Origin of the sequence: Erwinia sp. INIA01, assembly GCF_025947915.1 — a bacterium.
GTDB classification, from domain to species: domain Bacteria; phylum Pseudomonadota; class Gammaproteobacteria; order Enterobacterales; family Enterobacteriaceae; genus Erwinia; species Erwinia coffeiphila.
In genome coordinates, this window is the sequence record NZ_JAPDNC010000007.1 from 47342 (window position 1) to 65576 (window position 18235).

The window sequence follows — 18235 nt, forward strand, 5'->3', positions numbered from 1 at the left end:
GGTTCGTCTTTTTCATCACGACTTCCGTAGCAGATAAACAAAGTACGGCGCACCGATAAATGTCGCCAACAGCCCCGCCGGGATCTGATTGGGGAAGGCCAGCATACGCCCGCACCAGTCGGCCGCAACCATCAGGCCACCGCCCAACAGCGCAGCCATCACTTGCTGCGGTAGTGCGCGGCGGAAGCCGAGCATACGCGCCATATGCGGCGCCATCAGCCCGACAAAACTCAGCGGACCAATGGTTAACGTCGCGGCAGCGGTCAGACAGGCCGCCAGCAGCAGCAGGGCCAGCCGCGAAGGCGTCAGCGCCATGCCTACCGCTTTCGCCGTCATGCCGCCCAGCGGCAGCACGGTCAGCCAGCGACGGCAGAGCGGCACCAGCGCAATCAGCACCACGGCGATGATCACCGTGCGCAGCGCCTGCGGGGCGTCGATTTTGTAGGTCGATCCCGCCATCCAGGTCAGCAGGCTGGCCATCCGCGGATCGCCGCTGGCCAGCAGCAGCATGGTGATGGTGGTAAAGGCGGTACTCAGCGCCATCCCCGCCAGCAGCATACGTTCCGGCGAGAAGCCCCCCCGCCCGGCAGCAATCGAAATGATCAGCAGCGTCACCGCTGCACCCAGCGTACCCGCAGGCAGCAGCCAGCCAAATGCATCACCGGGCACGATAAACAGCATGATCACCACGCCGAAGGCGGCACCGGAGCTGATGCCCAGCACTTCCGGGCTGGCCATCGCATTCCCCGTCAGGCGCTGCACCATACAACCCGCCACGCCGAGCATCATCCCGGTGGCCAGCGCGGCTACCAGCCTTGGGCCACGCCACGGCAGCAGCTGCTGCCAGAGGTCACCTGTTGCCCATACCCAGCCATCGGCATTGCGGCCAAAGCTCAGCGCGATCGCCGCCAGCACCAGCATGACTCCGCCGCCGCACAGCGACCAGAGCAGCACGTTCTGCCGTTCCGCCGGCACGCGATCGCCAAAGTTCATCGCCGGACCGCTGCCGCCGGTCCGCAGGCGCGGCAGCAGCCACAGCAACAGCGGTGCACCGATTACCGCCGTTACCGTTCCGGTAGAGATTTCCCCCAGCCGATCGGTCAGCCACAGCACGCACTGGTCCGCCAGCCACAGCAGCAGCGCGCCGATCAGCGGTGCCAGCAGCAGACGGCTGAACAGACGACGGAAGCCGAGCATCTTCGCCAGCAGCGGAGAGAACAGCCCGATAAAGCCGATAATCCCGGCAGCATTCACCAGCGAGGCGCTGATCAGAATGGCGATCGCCAGCACGGCAAAACGCGCCAGCGACAGCCCCAGCCCGAGGTTTTTCGCCACGCCGTCGTCCAGCCCCATCAGGGTCATCGGCCGCAGCATCAGCAGCGTCAGTACCACACCGGCTAACAGGCGCGGCCAGATAAAGCTGACGTTGCTCCAGTCCATCTGATTCAGCGAACCGGTGCTCCACAGGAACATGTTTTGCAGCTGATCGTGATTAAAGATGGCGAAAATCTGGTTTACCGCACCGCAGTAGAGCGACAGCACCAGCCCGGCGAGGATTAGCGTCACCGGCGACATGCGTTTACCCCACGCCACGCCAAACACCAGCAGACCGATAGCCACCGCTCCGATGGTCGCCGCCAGCTGCTGGGTGACTAATCCACCGGGCAGGCTCCAGAGCGTAGCCACAGTGATACCGAGCTGGGCACCGCTAGCCACGCCAAGCGTGGTCGGCTCCGCCAGCGGGTTGCGCAACACCTGCTGGAACAGCAGGCCGACCAGCCCCAGCCCGGCACCGACCAGCAGCGACAGCACAAGGCGCGACAGCAGACTGTGGTGGAACACCATTTGCTGAATGTTATCGGAATCCGGAGAACGCAGCGCCAGCAGCCACTGATCCCTCGGCAGATGATGCGTAAAGTTACTGAGGGTCAGCAGCAGCGCGGAAACAAACAGCAGCAGCAGCAGGAAAATGGGCAGGCGATACGTTTTGATCATTTTTCCCCCAGCGCGCTGTCAAGAGTATGGATCAGCTGAATAGCCGACAGCGTTGCGCCGTAGAACCACACGCGTGGCACCTGGCGGAAACGGCCCTCGCGGACAAACGGCAGCGACTGCCAGAGCGAAGCGGACGTCACCTGGTCGATAATATTCTGGTTGTCGTGCTCAAAGTTAATCGCCTCAACATCGTGCATATTGGCCAGGCGTTCAATGCCGACCACCACGCTGCCCCAGAAAGTCGTCTCCCCTTTCCAGGCATTAACCAGCCCCAGATCGTCCATCACCTGCTGGAACAGACCGTTCGCGCTGAACACAATGGCATGGCGTGCGTCGAAGATAGACATCAGCAGCAGCGGTCGCTGCGGTCGTGCCGCCAGACGGGTTTTCACCCGCAGGATCAACGCATCCAGTTCGGCCAGATGCGCCTCCGCCTGCGGCACGCGATGAATACGTTTAGCCAGCGCCATTAGCGAGTCGCGGGCGGCGCTCAGCGGTTTACCTTTGCCATCGTTAAAAGAAAACCCCATGCCCGGCGCGATGCGCTCAAAGCGGGCCGGATCGGGACCGTAGCCCTGAGAATAGAGGATCAGCGACGGCCGCATCTGGGTGAGCAGTTCAAGATTAGGTTCGGTACGTAGCCCGACATCAACAACGGAAGACGGCAGCTCCGGCTTGCCGACCCACTGGCGGTAATTAAACAGTTCAGCGGCGCCCATTGGCGTTACGCCCAGCGCCATCAACAGCTCCAGCGGCAGCCACTCCAGCGCGATAATCCGCTCTTCGGTCGGTAGCTGGGCAATAGCGGGAAGATGGGCGAGCAGCGGAGAAAAAGCGAGCGCCGTCAGCAGACGGCGGCGTGTGATATCCGGGGTCACAATCAATCCTTAGTAAACAAAGCTTACCGGTGCCCCACCCTGCGGATGCGGCAATATCCCCATCGGAATACCGTAAATTTCCTGCAGCACATCGCCATCCATAATCGCTTCGGGATCGCCCTGAGCAATCATTTCACCACCGCGCAGCGCCACCAGGTGGTCGCAGTAGCGGGCAGCCATATTAATATCGTGCAGCACGGCAATCACCGTCAGACCACGCTCGCGGCTGAGGCGTTGGATCAGCGCCAGCACTTCAACCTGATGGGCAATATCCAGTGCGGAAGTCGGTTCATCCAGCAGCAGGCAGCGGCTGTTCTGCGCCACCAGCATGGCAATCCACGCACGCTGGCGTTCTCCTCCGGAGAGGCTGTCCACCAGTCGCTGGGCAAACGGCTTCAGGCCGACCAGCGCAATGGCTTCATCCACGCGTTCGCGGTCTTCAATACCGTAGCGACCTAACGCACCGTGCCACGGGTAGCGGCCAATTGCCACCAGCTCGCGCACCGTCATCCCTTCAGCGGCAGGCAGCTGCTGCGGCAGGTAGGCAACTTCACGGGCGAAGGCTTTGTTCTGCCAGTCCGCCACCGGGCGATCGTTGAGCATCACCTGCCCCGCCGTTGCCGCATGATGGCGGCCGAGCATTTTAAGCAGGGTGGATTTACCGGAACCGTTGTGGCCAATCAGCCCACAGACTTTTCCGGCAGGAAAGGTCAGAGACAGCGGCTGAAGCAGCGTCCGGCCTGGAACGGTAAAACTGACATTATCGAGAGAGAAAGTCGTTTCTGTAGCGTGCTGAGGTTGCATAGCGATCTTCTGATTGGCGGGCGCGGCGAACCGCGCCCGGTTAGACATTTAGAAGCGGAAGGTAGCCGTACCAATGATTTGACGATCTGCGCCCCAGTAGCAGGCATAGTCGCGGTAGCAGCTGGCAACATATTCACGATCGAACAGGTTGTTGATGTTCACACCCACGGAAGAACCCGGCAGGCCGAAGCGACCCAGATCGTATTTCACCGCCGCATCAACCACCGAGTAGGAGGCCACGCTGAAGTTTTTATTGATATCGGTTCCGGTGCTGTACTGACCCACGCTATTACCCACGTAGCGAATGCCGCTGCCGATGGTCAGGCCGCTGAGAGCGGTTTCATGGAAGGTGTAATCAGCCCACAGGGAAGCCATATTTCTTGGCACCTGCACCGGGCGCTGGCCCTGAAGCTCGGAATCCTTGGTGTACTTTGCATCGGTAAAGCTATAGGACGCCAACACATTGATATTGGCATTAACCGCTGCTTTGGCCTCCAACTCAATGCCACGTGAGCGAATTTCGCCGCCCATAGTGCTGTAACCAGGGTGATCGGCATCAGCGGTCAGGTTTTTGGTTTTGGTCAGCTCATAAACAGCTGCGGTCATAATGATCGGACGATCCTTCGGCACAAACTTCACGCCTGCTTCGTACTGCTTAGCGCGGGAAGGTTCAAATGCCTGAGAGGTATAGGACTTACCTGACGTTGGAATGAAGGATTCGCTGTAGCTGAAGTAAGGCGCAATACCGTTATCAAAGACGTAGTTTACGCCGCCACGCCAGGTAAAGGCCTGGTCGTTGCGTTTATCCAGCGGATCGGTTCCGGCGGCAGCATTGCGGTTGTAAACGGAGGTCATCGCATAGTCGTAACGACCGCCCAGCGTGAGGACCCAACGATCCCATTCAATCTGATCTTGCGCATACAAACCTGTCTGCTGCTGCTTATCAACCACGCTATTCGGATAAGTGGTGACCATAGCATCTTCGCTGTACTGCGGGTTGAGCAGATCAAGAGAAGAACCCGCGAGGTAACCGAAGCCAGCATTGATATCGTTATGCATACGCTGGAAGTCCACGCCCAGCAGCAGAGTGTGATCCACCGCACCGGTAGCGAATTTCGCCTGTGCCTGGGTGTCAACAGCGAACGAACTCAGATCTTCATCAGAGACAGCGGTCGAGCGCTGCAGGGTTGTGGTACCCGGTATCACACCGTAACCGTACAGGCTGCGGTAATCAGTTTGCACTTTCGCATAACGCAGATTCTGGCGCACGGTCCAGGTGTCATTAAATTCGTGGTCAAAACTGTAACCCACCATCTGCTGCTTGCGGGAAATTTTATTTTTCCCGTCACCGTCATCAAAATCGGTCGACAGCTTGTGCTGATTGCCATTGGCGTCGATCAGCGGAACCACCGTCCCTTCACGCGGCAGCCAGCCGTAGTAGCCGGTTTCCGGCTCGTTCTGGAAATAGCTGAGGAAGGTGAAGTTCGTTTTCTCATCTGGCTGCCAGCTGAACGAAGGCGCAATGGTGTAGCGCTTCTCTTTGTTCATCTGTTGTTGTGAGTCGGCACTGCTGGCTTTACCGGTCAGACGGTAGGAAAATTCGTTGTTGTCATCCAGCGCGCCGCCAAAATCAAAACCGGTGGCATAAAGATTGTTACTGCCCATCTGGAACTGCACTTCACGCAGCGTTTCCGTGGTCGGACGCTTGCTGATCATCGATACAATTCCGCCAGGGTTACTGCGCCCGTAAAGCACGGACGTAGGACCACGCAGCAACTCCGCGCGCTCCAGGAAGTAAGGATCGATGCTAAATTCAGAATAGAAGTCAGCGGGCAGCTTCAGGCCATTAAAATACTGATTAGTATTGGTTTCGCTAAAGCCGCGAATAGACAAAGCGTCAATGACGTTAGAGGCACCACGGTTGCCTACCATCACCCCCGCACTGTAGCCAAAGGCCTCTTTGACCGACTGCGGCTGGCGCAGTTCGATTTCCTGGCTGGTCACCACCGAAACGGACTGCGGGTTCTTTTCAAGTGCGGTGTCCGTTTTCGTCCCGGTTGCAGAACGTTTTGCTGCAATCGTCGGGGAAGGTCCCCATGCACTTTCCTGCGGTCCATTCGCGGCATTAGCACTTACGGTGATCGTCTGTTCACCGGCGGCAATCGCATTGCCTACTCCCGCCAGCGACATGGCGACAAAAATTGCCAGCTGACGCTTACGGGTGTTTATGATTGAATTATTTGATGAAAAATCGCGCGAATGGGCCATATTGCTTTTCTCTGAACAAAGAGTGATTGAGTGAGTGGTAAATGTGAAGCTAAACGAGAATTATTATTATAACGGATTAGATAATATGCGAAACAAAGCAAGTTCTGCAAGAAAAAATCGGCTTGTTGAAACGCAGAAAAGGCCGCGCAAGCAATGCTCACGCAACCAGAAAAGAGATTATTGTTTGTAAGGTTAAAAATAAGATCTATAGCAAATCAATAATATTGCCGGAAATAGATTAAAGATACTTACTGATGAAGTTCTGCTTTAACCTGCTCTATTTGTTTATCGAATTCAGGCAACGTTTGCAGGCGTGCATATTCGGTTGCACCAACATAACGTCCGGCATCGACATCGCTCTGCCAGTGGGCACCGCAAATAACCCGGCTTTGACCAAACTCATAGCCTTTTTTCATTAACTCTTTTGCCCGCTCCGGCTTCGCCTGCGAGAATACCAGTGCCGTCAACGTACCAAAAGCGGTATGGCCAGAAGGGTAAGAACCATTTTTTCGCAACGCTGCTTCATCGGCGGGCCGGCAGGTCGGGTTATTAAACACCACGAACGGACGCACTCGCATGTAATGCTGCTTCGCCCGGTTGCTGGCATAACCAGCCCCTACCACCAGCAGCTCTCCCAACATCTTCCAGGTCTTCGGCGTGCTGGTTTCGCTGATATTAACACCCAGCGCTTGCGACCAGACCTTAGCCTGATTTGCCAGGTGAAGATCGGCATCTTCCGCCGCCTGCTTCCAGCGTGCCGATCCCTTCATTTTGAAGCCGTTACGATAGGCCGCTTTGTCATTTTCAAAGGCAGCATCCCCCTGTTTCGGCGGCGGTGGCAGGTAGTAAAGGCTGTCGACGGTATAAGATTCTTCGTGAAGTGGAGCGGGCTTTAATTGCGGTTGATCGGCTGCCTGAATGGCGGTCGTCGATAATAACGTAGCACTAAACAGCAAGCTGGAAACTATTAAATTATGCTTCATGCATTATCCCTTTAATAAAATTAATCAGCGCTCACATACTCTCTGAAACAGATGTTTAAAAAATGCGCTTACGATCCTGTTTTTATAAAAGGATGTAAAATAAAAGTTTAAATAGCACGCAAGGTTAAAGTAAATGGTTAATACAAACAATTAATTATTCACAAATCCCATAAGAATAAAAAACCCGAATTGATAACAATATCGAATTCGGGTCTTATTTTTTACTGATATGCCGAAGTACGCCTTATTTCCGGGGAGATTATCTCCCCGGTTACGCTGATATGTTCAGGTTAATTACTGACCAAACATATCCTTAATCCAGCCAGCGACACCATCGCTATCCTTCTGCTGATCCTGTGACTGCTGCGGCTGAGTCTGCGGCTGCCCCTGAGGATTCTGCTGAGGATTGTTGTTTTGCTGCAGCATATGCTGCTGTTGCTGCTGCTGATCAAACTGCTGTTGTTGCTGCTGACAGAGCGCATCGGCGTCGGTGGTCCATACCGGCAGTGAACGCCAGCTGCTGCTGCCGGAGCCACAAACAAAGTTACCGGCAGAGTCGACGTTCATTCGGGCGATGTCCTCAGGAGGCGTCAGCTGCAGCGGCATCGGTGCCTGATTTTCCAGATAGCGGCGATACAGCTGCATCGCACCGCTGGCACCATACAGCTTGGTCGGCTGGTTGTTATCACGACCAATCCAGGTAATCGCCACTTCTTTACCGTCGATCCCGGCAAACCAGCTGTCCACCAGGTTATTGGTCGTACCGGTTTTCCCTGCCAGCATCGCTTTCGGATATTTGGCACCCAGCGCACGCGCCGTACCATGATCGGCAACCTGCTGCATGGTATAGAGCGTCAGGTAAGCCGCCTGCGCGCTGATCGTACGCTCCGCCTGCGGGAAGCTCTGATACAGCACGGTGCCGTCTTCCGCAATCACCGAGCGTAAAGCCGACAGTGGAGCACGGTTACCGCCGCTGGCAATCGTCTGGAAAGCCTGTGCGACTTCAACTGGCGTCAGGTTCAACGCACCCAGCAGCATGGCCGGAACCGGCTGTAGCTGATCTTTCGATACGCCCAGCTTAGTCCAGGTATCCACCACCTGCGGCAGGCCCAGCGTCATCCCCAGATTCACCGTCGGCACGTTCATCGAGTTGGTCAGCGCATCCACCAGCATCACCTGGCCGCTGAAACGACGATCGTCGTTCTGCGGACGCCAGATCTGGCCGTTAGGCTGCTTCAGCGAGATCGGATTATCGGCTATCCACGTGTTCAAACGGTAGGTATCCGGCTGGCTCAGCGCGGTCAGATAGGTCGCTGGTTTCGCCAGTGAACCAATTGAACGCCGCGCCTGAAGCGCACGGTTATAGCCGGCAAACTGCGGATCGGCACCGCCAACCATTGCGCGCACTTCACCGCTGAAGCGATCGACCACCACCATCGCGGTTTCCAGATCGTTCAGGCCACGCTGTTTACGCAACGCCGGGATACCATCCTCAACGGATTTCTCCGCCGCATCCTGCGAAACCGAATCCAGGGTGGTGAAAATCTTCACGCCGGAGAGATCTTTAACCTTATCACCCAGCTTCGCCTGCAGCTCGTTACGTACCATCTGCATAAATGCAGGCTGCGGCGTGATCACTCCACCTTTCGGCTGCACGCCCAGCGGACGGGCACTCAGCATGTCGTAGAGCTCCTGGTCGATCACGTTTTGCTGCTGTAGCAGACGCAGCACCAGGTTACGACGCTCCAGCGCCAGCTTAGGATTGCGCCACGGGTTATACAACGACGCGCCCTTCACCATGCCCACCAGCAGCGCCTGCTGATCGAGGCTCAGCTCATCAACCGGACGACCGAAGTAGTAAAGGCTGGCCAGCGGGAAGCCACGGATCTGATCGCTGCCCGCCTGACCGAGGTAAACCTCGTTCAGATACAGTTCAAGGATACGATCCTTGCTGTAGCGCGCATCCATAATCAGCGCCATATAGGCTTCGTTAGCTTTACGCCACAGCGAGCGCTCGTTGGTCAGGAACAGGTTCTTCACCAGCTGCTGGGTCAGCGTACTGCCGCCCTGTACCGCGCGACCGGCGGTAATGTTGGCAAGAAACGCACGGCCAATCGAGTAGAAACTGATGCCGTCATGCTGATAGAAGTGACGGTCCTCGGTAGCCACCAGTGTGTCCACCAGCAGGTCAGGGAAACCGGAACGGGGAACAAACAGGCGCTGTTCGCCGTTCGGCGATTGCAGCATGGTAATCAGCCGCGGATCGAGGCGGAAGAAACCAAAGCTGCGGCCGTTGTCGAGGTTTTTAATGTCGCTCAGGCTGTCGCCGATAAAGCTGAGACGTGCGCGGATCTGCCCCTCTTTACTGTCGGGGAAATCAAACGGACGGCGGATCATCTCAATACTGTTGGCCTGCACGGTAAACTCACCGGGGCGCGTCATGCGCGTAACCTGGCGGTACTGCGTGCCTTCCAGCAGAGCGATCATCTCTTTTTTGTTGTAGGACATGCCCGGCTCAAGGCTGACCATACGACCATAGACCGTGGCCGGCAGCTGCCAGACTTTGCCATCAATACGGCTGCGGATCTGTGAATCGAGATAAACGCCATAGGCGGCCATCGCCACAATAAAGATCACTAGCAGTTTAAGCAGCAGTCTTAGCCAACGGCGTTTTTTACGCGGTGGTTTACCTTTTCCCTTACGTGGCACCGGGGTTACCTCCTCGTCTTCCTGGTCATCATCCTGATCGTCATATTCGTCATACTCTTCTTCCCTGTAGCGACCTTTTCCCGCAGATTTCCGCGTTGGCTTGGGCTGCTTACCTTTGCGCCCGATAGGCTCGCGATCGTCAGACATTCGTTTCATTTCTCCTGAGGCAGGCGTCGGCAACGCCGACTACTCTCGTCTTACTCTGGCTATTGCGGAAGAAGAACCTTCCGAAATAGCGCGGCCGTCATGCCAGCTAAACAAAGCCGGGACTTATGACAGGTTGGAAAATTTTTTAACCCGCCGCGTGGGGAGCGCGCTGGCGGGATCGTCGGGCCACAGATGCTTTGGATAGCGCCCTTTCATCTCTTTCTGCACGTCACGGTATGCTCCGGCCCAGAAGGCCGCCAAATCGCGCGTGATCTGCAACGGCCGATACGCAGGAGATAAAAGCTCCAGCACCAGCGGCACTCTTCCCTGCGCAACGCTGGGATTCTGCGCTTCGCCGTACATCTCCTGCAGTCGCACCGCCAGCACCGGGGGCTTATCATCATGGTAGACGATCGGCAGCCGACTTCCGGTGGGCACAGTGTAATGAGTTGGCAACACAGTATCCAGTTGCTGACGCTGTGACCATGTCAACATTTGTAAGAGCGCACCCACCACATCCAGCTGCTTCAGTCCTTTACCGTCGCGTACGCCACTCATCGCCGGTAGCAGCCACTGTTCAAGCGAGGCCAGCAGCGTGGCCTCATCCGCGCCGGGCCACTCGGCCTCCGGTAACCACTGCGCAGCACACAATAACCGCAGTCGCAGCTGTTCGGCCTGCGGCGTCCAGTTCAGCACGCTCAGCCCTTTGCCGCGCACCCAGCGCAGCATGGCGGCATGCAGTTCCTGCTCATCGGGCTTAGCCAGCGGCTGCGATTTAAGAACCAGCTGGCCGATCTGCTCGCGTTTCCAGGCGCGCAACGTGCCTTTTTCTTCGTCCCACTCCACTTCCGTTTGCTGCTGTACCAGCGTCGGAACCTCACGGATCAGGGAGTCAATCGTGACCGGCAGCGCCTGCAATATTCGCGCATCGGGCTGGCTGCCGCTTTGCAGCAGCGCTGGCACAATCAGCCATTCGTAGCGAGTCAGCGCCTCATCATTTTCCAGCGTGGCACCGCTGCCGTTTGCCAGCTGATAGCGCCCCCCATCGCCGCGACGCCGGGCAATCCGGTCCGGGAAAGCCGCAGCCAGCAGCGGAGCAAGGCGCTCCTCATCCACTGTGCCACCGCTGATGCCCGCACGCTGCTGGAGCTGCTTTGCCCGGCGCTGCCAGTGCGGCAGACGGCGATGAAAACCGTCGCGCAGATCGATACTGCCTCGCGGTGGATCTTCAAGCATCGCCACCAGCTGCGCGGCGGTGGCAACGGCATCAGCACTGTCACCCGCTGCCGCCAGCATCACCCCGAAGCGCGGCTCGCTGCCCAGCGCAGCAATTTTACGCCCGCGCGTAGTCAGCTGTCCGCCGTCGTCCGCCACGCCCAGCTGACATAAAAGCTGTCGGGCGGCGTCAATAGCCGTCTGGGGGGGACGATCCAGCCAGTTTAGCTGATCGGCATCACGACAGCCCCACTGCAGCAGATCCAGCCAAAGGGCGGAGAGATCGCTGTGCAGGATCTCCGGTTCGCCGTGTGACGCCGCGCGCTCCGCCTGCTCTTTCGCCAGCAGATGCAGACAGATGCCGGGTTCAAGTCGCCCGGCGCGGCCTGCGCGCTGAGTCATCGAAGCCTGGCTGACGCGCTGGGTTTGCAGACGGGTCAGGCCTGTGCGCACATCGAACAGCGCACTACGTTCCAGCGCGCTGTCCACCACCAGCCGGATACCTTCAATCGTCAGGCTGGTTTCGGCAATATTGGTTGCCAGCACGACTTTACGCCGCCCCTCCGCCGCGGGCAGGATCGCCCTTTGCTGCTCGGATAGCGGCAGCGCGCCGTAAAGCGGGCAGAGATCGATATCGGCCGCGATCATCTCAGCCAGTTGAGTTTGCACCCGCTGGATCTCCGCCACGCCGGGCAAAAACAGCAGCAGCGATCCCGGTTCTTCACGCAGCAGCTGCGCCGTCTGCCGGGCTACCGCCTCGTCGAAACGCTGATTCGTCGCCAGCGGCTGGTAACGGCGGTCCACCGGATACGATCGCCCTTCAGACACAATCATCGGTGCCTGCGGCAGACGTTTGCTTAGCGCCGCGTTATCCAGCGTCGCCGACATAATCAGCACCTTCAGATCATCACGCAGCCCCTGCTGCACATCCAGCAGCAGCGCCAGGGCCAGATCGGCCTGCAGGCTGCGTTCATGGAATTCATCAAGGATGACCAGCGACACGCCTTCCAGCATCGGGTCCTGCTGCAACATGCGGGTTAAGATCCCTTCCGTCACCACCTCCAGCCGGGTCTGCGGCCCGCTGCGGCTTTCGCCGCGCATGCGGTAACCGACGATCCCACCCGGTTCCTGCCCCAGCTGTTCCGCCAGCCGCTGCGCCACGTTGCGTGCCGCCAGCCTGCGCGGCTCCAGCAGCAGAATGCGCCCGCTAAAGGAAGCCTGCTTTAAAATCTGTAGCGGCAGCCAGGTGGATTTCCCGGCACCGGTGGGGGCTGCCAGAAGGACCTGAGGGAAGGATTCCAGCGCCACCAGCAGCTCGGGCAAAATGGCACTGACCGGTAATGAACTCACGTTTAGCTCCATAACAACATGGTCTTAATCTTCCGCGCATTGTAGCATTCCCGGGTTTAATTTACCGGAGGACGCGATGGGCGCATCTAAACGGCTGTTCTTCGGCCTCGATCTGCCGGGTGAGGTGAAGCAGCAGATTATCCAGTGGCGTGCCGACAGCTTTCCCAGTGAGGCCGGTTTTCCCGTTGCCGCCGAGAGCTTGTATCTGACGCTGGCGTATCTGGGTGAAGTGAGCGATGAGAAAGCGCAGATGCTGATGCAACTGGCCGGGCGCATTCGGCAGCCGGGATTCACCCTGACACTGGACGATGCCGGCCACTGGCCGCGTTCAGGAACGATCTGGCTAGGGCCGCACCACGCACCACGGGGCCTGCTCCAGCTGGCAGAATTGCTGCGTTCCCAGGCAGCCCGCAGCGGGTGCTATCAATCGCCACAACCCTTTCATCCGCATGTCACATTACTGCGCCAGGCTACGCAGCCGGTAAAGCTGCCAGCACGTCATTTTAGCTGGTCGCTGCCCGTCGGGCGTTTTGTGCTGTTTCAGTCACACTTCTCCCGCGGGAAAACCCGTATTAAGGAGATTAAGGACTGGGCGCTTCAATAAGGAATTCCTATGGAATACAGTCCCGCTCTGCAACCGGCAACGCTGATTAAACGCTATAAGCGTTTTCTGGCCGATGTGATAACGCCCGACGGTGAGACGCTGACAATTCACTGCGCCAATACCGGTGCGATGACCGGTTGCGCAACACCGGGGGATACCGTGTGGTATTCCACCTCCGCCAGTCTGACACGAAAGTATCCCCACAGCTGGGAGCTGACCGGGACGCAAAGCGGAGAGTTGATATGCATTAATACCCTGCGGGCTAACACGTTAGTACGTGAAGCATTGGAAGAAGGACGGATTGCAGAATTATCCGGTTACACCCGCCTGCAACCTGAAGTTAAATACGGCGCCGAAAACAGCCGTATTGATTTCCTGTTACAGGCAGAGGGTTGCCGTAACTGCTATATTGAAGTCAAATCCGTTACGTTGTTACAGCAGGGCAAAGGGTACTTCCCGGACGCGGTGACCACGCGTGGTCAGAAGCATCTGCGCGAGCTGAGCCAGATCGCGCAATCCGGCCAACGGGCAGTTCTGTTTTTCGCCGTTCTGCACTCGGGGATTGAGGACGTTGCCCCCGCAAGTCACATTGATGCGCGCTACGCAGAACTACTGGTACAGGCACAGCAAAATGGCGTTGAGCTGCTTTGCTATAAGGCGCAGTTATCACCCAAAGGGATAAGCCTGATTCGGCCCCTGAAGGTAGAGTTGTAAAAATTGGCGCAATTTGCTGTTATAAGCACGCTTTCGGCAAGGGGCCAAATACGCTCTTCCTCACATGCTTGTCAAGGCATGTTCAGGAATAATTGCCAACCTTAATCGCTTCTGTTATTTATAGCGGCCTGTTTTTTCCCCTCCGGGGGATCGATGCCCGACAGTCTCGGGATGCAGGGCAGGTAATAGCCGTGTGGTACTTCGCCGGCTGACAGTATCTGCAGCCTGAGAAGTGAAGGGTATAGTGCGTGTTATCCAGGAGAAACAACATGCAAGAAGGGCAAAACCGTAAAACATCGTCCCTGAGTATTCTCGCCATCGCTGGGGTGGAGCCATACCAAGAGAAGCCAGGCGAAGAGTATATGAACGAAGCCCAGCTGGAGCACTTCAAGAAGATCCTTGAAGCCTGGCGCAACCAGCTTCGGGATGAAGTGGACCGCACGGTTTCGCACATGCAGGATGAAGCTGCTAACTTCCCGGACCCCGCTGACCGCGCAACACAGGAAGAAGAGTTTAGTCTTGAACTGCGTAACCGTGACCGCGAGCGCAAGCTGATCAAAAAGATCGAGAAGACGCTGAAGAAAGTGCAGGACGACGATTTCGGCTACTGTGAATCATGTGGCGTTGAAATCGGTATCCGTCGCCTTGAAGCGCGTCCAACTGCCGATCTGTGCATCGACTGCAAAACGCTGGCGGAAATCCGCGAAAAACAAATGGCCGGTTAACGGCACAAGGATTGCGCAGTGGATCCGGGAGCGGCTCTCGTTCCCGTTTCACTGCCCTTCCCCATTCATGATGTCAGCATCCTATATCGGGCGCTTTGCCCCCTCTCCATCCGGTGATTTACATTTCGGCTCTCTGATTGCCGCCGTTGGCAGCTACCTGCAGGCTCGCGCACAGCACGGTCTGTGGCGGGTGCGTATTGAAGATATCGATCCTCCCCGTGAAATTCCCGGTGCCGCCACCCGCATCCTCAGGCAGCTTGAGCACTACGGCCTGCATTGGGACGGTGACGTGCTCTGGCAGTCGCAGCGCCATGACGCCTACCGCGCCGCACTTGACTGGCTAAAACAGCAGGGAATGAGCTATTACTGTACCTGCACACGTAGCCGCATCCAGCAGATCGGTGGTTTGTATGATGGTCACTGCCGCACCCTGCATCACGGCCCGCAGCAGGCTGCACTGCGTCTGAAGGTGGATGCACCGGTCAGCTCCTTCAGCGATAGCCTGCGCGGTGTAGTGCAGGCCGATGCGCGCCTGGCCGCAGAGGACTTTATTATTCACCGCCGCGACGGGCTGTTTGCCTATAATCTGGCAGTCGTGGTTGACGATCACTTCCAGGGGATCACTGAAGTGGTGCGCGGTGCCGATCTGATCGAACCGACGGTCAGGCAGATAACCCTTTATCAGCAGTTTGGCTGGACGGTTCCCGACCATCTGCATTTGCCGCTGGTGCTCAATCATGATGGCAACAAGCTGTCGAAACAGAATCACGCCACGCCGCTGCCAGAGGGCGATCCGCGCCCCGTACTGGTACAGGCGCTGCGCTTTCTTGGCCAGCCGGTGGCAGAGAACTGGCGTGATGCGACACAGGAAGCACTTTTACAGCAGGCTGTCAGTCGCTGGGATTTGAGTTTAATCCCGATTACCGACGCGCAGCAGCAGGATACGGCGACATCGGCATTCTCAAACGGTTCACTCTGAGCTATGATTAGCCGCTGTTTTTACCGCACAGAATTCATTGTCACTATCGAGGTGTCCCATTTTTACCCGAGTTGCTAATTTTTGCCGAAAAGTTCTCAGTCGCGATGAGGTAGTACCAGCCGGGATCGAGGAAGAGCGTCAGATGACCGTTATTCCTCGCGATCGTCATAATATCTCACGCAAGGACATCAGCGAAAATGCCCTCAAGGTGCTCTATCGCCTGAATAAAGCGGGCTTTGAAGCCTACCTGGTGGGCGGTGGCGTACGCGATCTGTTGCTGGGTAAAAAGCCAAAAGATTTCGATGTCACGACCAATGCGACCCCGGAGCAGATGCGTAAACTGTTCCGCAACTGTCGCCTGGTGGGCCGCCGTTTCCGCCTGGCACACGTAATGTTTGGCCCGGAGATCATCGAAGTGGCCACCTTCCGCGGTCACCACGAGGCTGAACAGCAGTCCGTTGACGATCGCAACAGCTCGCAGCGCGGCCAGAACGGCATGCTGCTGCGCGATAACATTTTTGGTTCTATCGAAGATGACGCCCAGCGCCGCGATCTGACCATTAACAGCCTCTACTACAGCGTGGCCGATTTTACCGTCCGCGATTATGTCGGCGGCCTGAACGATCTGCAGCAGGGCATTATCCGTATGATCGGCGATCCGGAAACCCGCTATCGCGAAGATCCGGTGCGCATGCTGCGCGTGGTGCGCTTTGCCGCCAAGCTGGATATGAGTATCGCGCCGGAAACCGGTGAGCCAATTCCGCGCCTTGCCACGCTGCTGCGTGACATTCCACCGGCACGTCTGTTTGAGGAAGCCCTCAAGCTGCTGCAGGCGGGCTACGGTGAAGCCACCTACCGCAAGCTGTGCGAATATCAGCTGTTCCAGCCGCTGTTCCCCATTATCACCCGCTACTTCACCGAACAGGGTGACAGCAATATGGAGCGGATGATCAAGCTGGTACTGAAGAATACGGATACCCGTATTCACAGCCAGATGCGCGTCAATCCGGCATTCCTGTTTGCGGCGATGTTCTGGTATCCGCAGCTGGAAGCGGCGCAGAAAATTGCCCAGGAAAGCGGCCTTGCCTATTACGATGCCTTCGCTCTGGCGATGAACGACGTGCTGGATGAAGCCTGCCGCTCGCTGGCGATTCCGAAACGCATCACCTCGCTGGTGCGCGATATCTGGACCTTACAGCTGCGCCTGTCGCGTCGCCACGGAAAACGCGCGTGGAAGCTGATGGAACATCCTAAGTTCCGCGCCGCCTACGATCTGCTGGCCCTGCGTGCCGAAGTGGAAAACAATCATGAACTGCAGCGCCTGACCACCTGGTGGGGCGAGTTCCAGGTTTCCGCACCGCCGCAGCAGAAAACCATGCTCAACACCCTCGGTGACGATCCTGCACCGCGCCGCCGCACCCGCCGTCCGCGTAAGCGCGTTTCGGGGAACAGCCGCCGTGACGGCCATAATAACAACGCATGATGCGCGTTTATCTGGCGCTGGGCAGTAACCTGGCCGATCCGCTGCACCAGGTGCAATCAGCCCTGGATGCGCTGGCGGCGATCCCACAGAGCAGGCTGATTGCCTGCTCTTCGCTTTACCGCACGCCGCCGTACGGGCCACCCGATCAGCCTGACTATCTTAACGCCGCCGTGGCGCTCGATACCGAACTCAGCCCTGAAGCGTTGCTGGATCACACCCAGCGTATTGAGCTGGAACAGGGACGCGTGCGTAAGGATCATCGCTGGGGCCCGCGCACGCTGGATCTAGACATCATGCTGTTTGGCGATCTGACGCTGGCAACGACTCGGCTAACGGTGCCGCACTACGATATGCACAACCGCGCCTTTATGCTGCTGCCGCTACGCGAGATCGCTCCCGACCTCAGTCTGCCGGACGGTACGCGTATTGCCGATCTGCTGGCTCCTCTCGACAGCAGCGCGATCCGCCCCTGGTAATGCCTTTCCGGTGCAGCCTGTGCTGCGCCGGATATCTCCTTTGCACTCTCCTTCCCATCCTTTTAAGATACGCCAACCAGGAAGACTCTTACTGAGGATACGATGAAACCGACTACCGTCTCGACCTTGCGTCAATGGAAACAGCAGGGGCGTAAATTTGCCTCTATCACCGCCTATGAGTTCAGCTTCGCCCGTCTGTTTGCCGACGAGGGCATCCAGGTACTGCTGGTGGGCGATTCACTGGGTATGGTGGTTCAGGGACACGACTCCACGCTGCCGGTCACCGTGTCTGATATCGCCTATCACACCGAAACGGTCCGCCGTGGTGCTCCAGCCGCCCTGCTGCTCGCTGACCTGCCGTTTATGAGCTACAGCACGCCACAGCAAACCTTCGACAGCGCGGCGCAACTGATGCGTGCCGGGGCCAATATGGTGAAGCTGGAAGGTGGGAAATGGCTGGCCGATACGGTTAAACAGCTAACCGAACGTGCAGTACCCGTATGTGGTCACCTCGGCCTGACGCCGCAATCGGTGAATATCTTCGGCGGTTATAAAATTCAGGGCCGCGCTGAGGCCGATGCAGAACGCCTGCTGGACGATGCCCTGGCGCTGGAAGCCGCGGGTATGCAGCTGCTGGTATTGGAATGCGTGCCGGTGGCGCTGGCAAAACGCGTCACCGACGCGCTGACCATTCCGGTTATCGGCATCGGTGCCGGTAACGTGACCGACGGACAGATCCTGGTGATGCACGATGCCTTCGGCATCACCGGCGGCCATATCCCGAAATTCGCCAAAAACTTCCTTGCTGAAACCGGCGACATCCGTGCAGCCGTGCGTCAGTACGTCACGGAAGTGGAAAACGGCAGCTATCCCGCCGAAGAACACAGCTTCCAGTAACCCAGGAG

14 protein-coding genes are annotated in these 18235 nt (G+C 57.7%); 7 read left to right on the forward strand and 7 right to left on the reverse strand.

Going from position 1 to position 18235, the window contains the following annotated elements; all coding sequences use genetic code 11:
* Positions 1–15 precede the first annotated feature (15 nt).
* From fhuB to hrpB, 7 genes are all read right to left on the reverse strand, one after another.
* Entirely contained in the window at positions 16–1995 is a 1980-nt protein-coding gene (gene fhuB / locus OMR58_RS13625) for a Fe(3+)-hydroxamate ABC transporter permease FhuB (RefSeq protein WP_444861318.1), read from the reverse strand.
* Entirely contained in the window at positions 1992–2873 is an 882-nt protein-coding gene (fhuD, locus tag OMR58_RS13630; RefSeq protein ID WP_264546194.1) for a Fe(3+)-hydroxamate ABC transporter substrate-binding protein FhuD, read from the reverse strand. The genes fhuB and fhuD overlap by 4 nt, the downstream gene beginning before the upstream one ends.
* A gap of 9 nt (positions 2874–2882) precedes the next feature.
* Positions 2883–3677 carry a Fe3+-hydroxamate ABC transporter ATP-binding protein FhuC gene (gene fhuC, locus OMR58_RS13635; protein ID WP_264546195.1) on the reverse strand — a complete coding sequence of 265 codons (795 nt, stop codon included), beginning with the start codon at positions 3675–3677 and terminating at the stop codon, positions 2883–2885.
* A gap of 48 nt (positions 3678–3725) precedes the next feature.
* Positions 3726–5945, reverse strand: coding sequence for a ferrichrome porin FhuA (gene fhuA, locus OMR58_RS13640; protein ID WP_264546196.1), 2220 nt, complete (start codon positions 5943–5945; stop codon positions 3726–3728).
* Between the two features lie 248 nt (positions 5946–6193).
* Positions 6194–6928 carry an acid phosphatase gene (locus tag OMR58_RS13645; protein WP_264546197.1) on the reverse strand — a complete coding sequence of 245 codons (735 nt, stop codon included), beginning with the start codon at positions 6926–6928 and terminating at the stop codon, positions 6194–6196.
* A gap of 294 nt (positions 6929–7222) precedes the next feature.
* On the reverse strand, positions 7223–9784 hold the full coding sequence (gene mrcB / locus OMR58_RS13650) for a bifunctional glycosyl transferase/transpeptidase (protein ID WP_264546290.1): 2562 nt from the start codon (positions 9782–9784) through the stop codon (positions 7223–7225).
* Positions 9785–9907: 123 nt separating this feature from the next.
* Positions 9908–12349 carry an ATP-dependent helicase HrpB gene (gene hrpB, locus OMR58_RS13655; protein ID WP_264546198.1) on the reverse strand — a complete coding sequence of 814 codons (2442 nt, stop codon included), beginning with the start codon at positions 12347–12349 and terminating at the stop codon, positions 9908–9910.
* Between the two features lie 76 nt (positions 12350–12425).
* Between hrpB and thpR the strand changes: the two genes are divergently transcribed.
* From thpR to panB, 7 genes are all read left to right on the forward strand, one after another.
* The gene (gene thpR, locus OMR58_RS13660; RefSeq protein ID WP_264546199.1) at positions 12426–12953 is read left to right on the forward strand and encodes an RNA 2',3'-cyclic phosphodiesterase; all 528 of its coding nucleotides are present in this window, start codon (positions 12426–12428) and stop codon (positions 12951–12953) included.
* Between the two features lie 9 nt (positions 12954–12962).
* Positions 12963–13667 carry a DNA/RNA nuclease SfsA gene (gene sfsA / locus OMR58_RS13665; protein ID WP_264546200.1) on the forward strand — a complete coding sequence of 235 codons (705 nt, stop codon included), beginning with the start codon at positions 12963–12965 and terminating at the stop codon, positions 13665–13667.
* A 269-nt stretch (positions 13668–13936) separates the two neighbouring features.
* Positions 13937–14392: an RNA polymerase-binding protein DksA gene (gene dksA / locus OMR58_RS13670; protein ID WP_105595421.1), complete on the forward strand. Its 456-nt coding sequence runs from the start codon at positions 13937–13939 to the stop codon at positions 14390–14392.
* A 70-nt stretch (positions 14393–14462) separates the two neighbouring features.
* A complete protein-coding gene (gene gluQRS / locus OMR58_RS13675; RefSeq protein ID WP_264546291.1) occupies positions 14463–15371 on the forward strand; it encodes a tRNA glutamyl-Q(34) synthetase GluQRS in 909 nt (302 codons plus the stop codon).
* Positions 15372–15429: 58 nt separating this feature from the next.
* Positions 15430–16854 carry a polynucleotide adenylyltransferase PcnB gene (pcnB, locus tag OMR58_RS13680; RefSeq protein WP_264546292.1) on the forward strand — a complete coding sequence of 475 codons (1425 nt, stop codon included), beginning with the start codon at positions 15430–15432 and terminating at the stop codon, positions 16852–16854.
* On the forward strand, positions 16851–17330 hold the full coding sequence (gene folK / locus OMR58_RS13685; RefSeq protein ID WP_264546201.1) for a 2-amino-4-hydroxy-6-hydroxymethyldihydropteridine diphosphokinase: 480 nt from the start codon (positions 16851–16853) through the stop codon (positions 17328–17330). Before pcnB ends, folK begins: the two co-directional genes overlap by 4 nt.
* A gap of 102 nt (positions 17331–17432) precedes the next feature.
* Positions 17433–18227, forward strand: a complete 795-nt coding sequence (panB, locus tag OMR58_RS13690) for a 3-methyl-2-oxobutanoate hydroxymethyltransferase (RefSeq protein ID WP_200563068.1) — start codon at positions 17433–17435, stop codon at positions 18225–18227.
* The last annotated feature ends 8 nt before the right edge of the window (positions 18228–18235 follow it).

Coding starts and splice junctions, on each gene's coding strand:
- fhuB (WP_444861318.1), bottom strand. CDS start 1,995: ATGATCAAAACGTATCGCCTGCCCATTTTCCTGCTGCTGCTGCTGTTT.
- fhuC (WP_264546195.1), bottom strand. CDS start 3,677: ATGCAACCTCAGCACGCTACAGAAACGACTTTCTCTCTCGATAATGTC.
- fhuA (WP_264546196.1), bottom strand. CDS start 5,945: ATGGCCCATTCGCGCGATTTTTCATCAAATAATTCAATCATAAACACC.
- OMR58_RS13645 (WP_264546197.1), bottom strand. CDS start 6,928: ATGAAGCATAATTTAATAGTTTCCAGCTTGCTGTTTAGTGCTACGTTA.
- mrcB (WP_264546290.1), bottom strand. CDS start 9,784: ATGTCTGACGATCGCGAGCCTATCGGGCGCAAAGGTAAGCAGCCCAAG.
- thpR (WP_264546199.1), top strand. CDS start 12,426: ATGGGCGCATCTAAACGGCTGTTCTTCGGCCTCGATCTGCCGGGTGAG.
- sfsA (WP_264546200.1), top strand. CDS start 12,963: ATGGAATACAGTCCCGCTCTGCAACCGGCAACGCTGATTAAACGCTAT.
- dksA (WP_105595421.1), top strand. CDS start 13,937: ATGCAAGAAGGGCAAAACCGTAAAACATCGTCCCTGAGTATTCTCGCC.
- gluQRS (WP_264546291.1), top strand. CDS start 14,463: ATGTCAGCATCCTATATCGGGCGCTTTGCCCCCTCTCCATCCGGTGAT.
- folK (WP_264546201.1), top strand. CDS start 16,851: ATGATGCGCGTTTATCTGGCGCTGGGCAGTAACCTGGCCGATCCGCTG.
- panB (WP_200563068.1), top strand. CDS start 17,433: ATGAAACCGACTACCGTCTCGACCTTGCGTCAATGGAAACAGCAGGGG.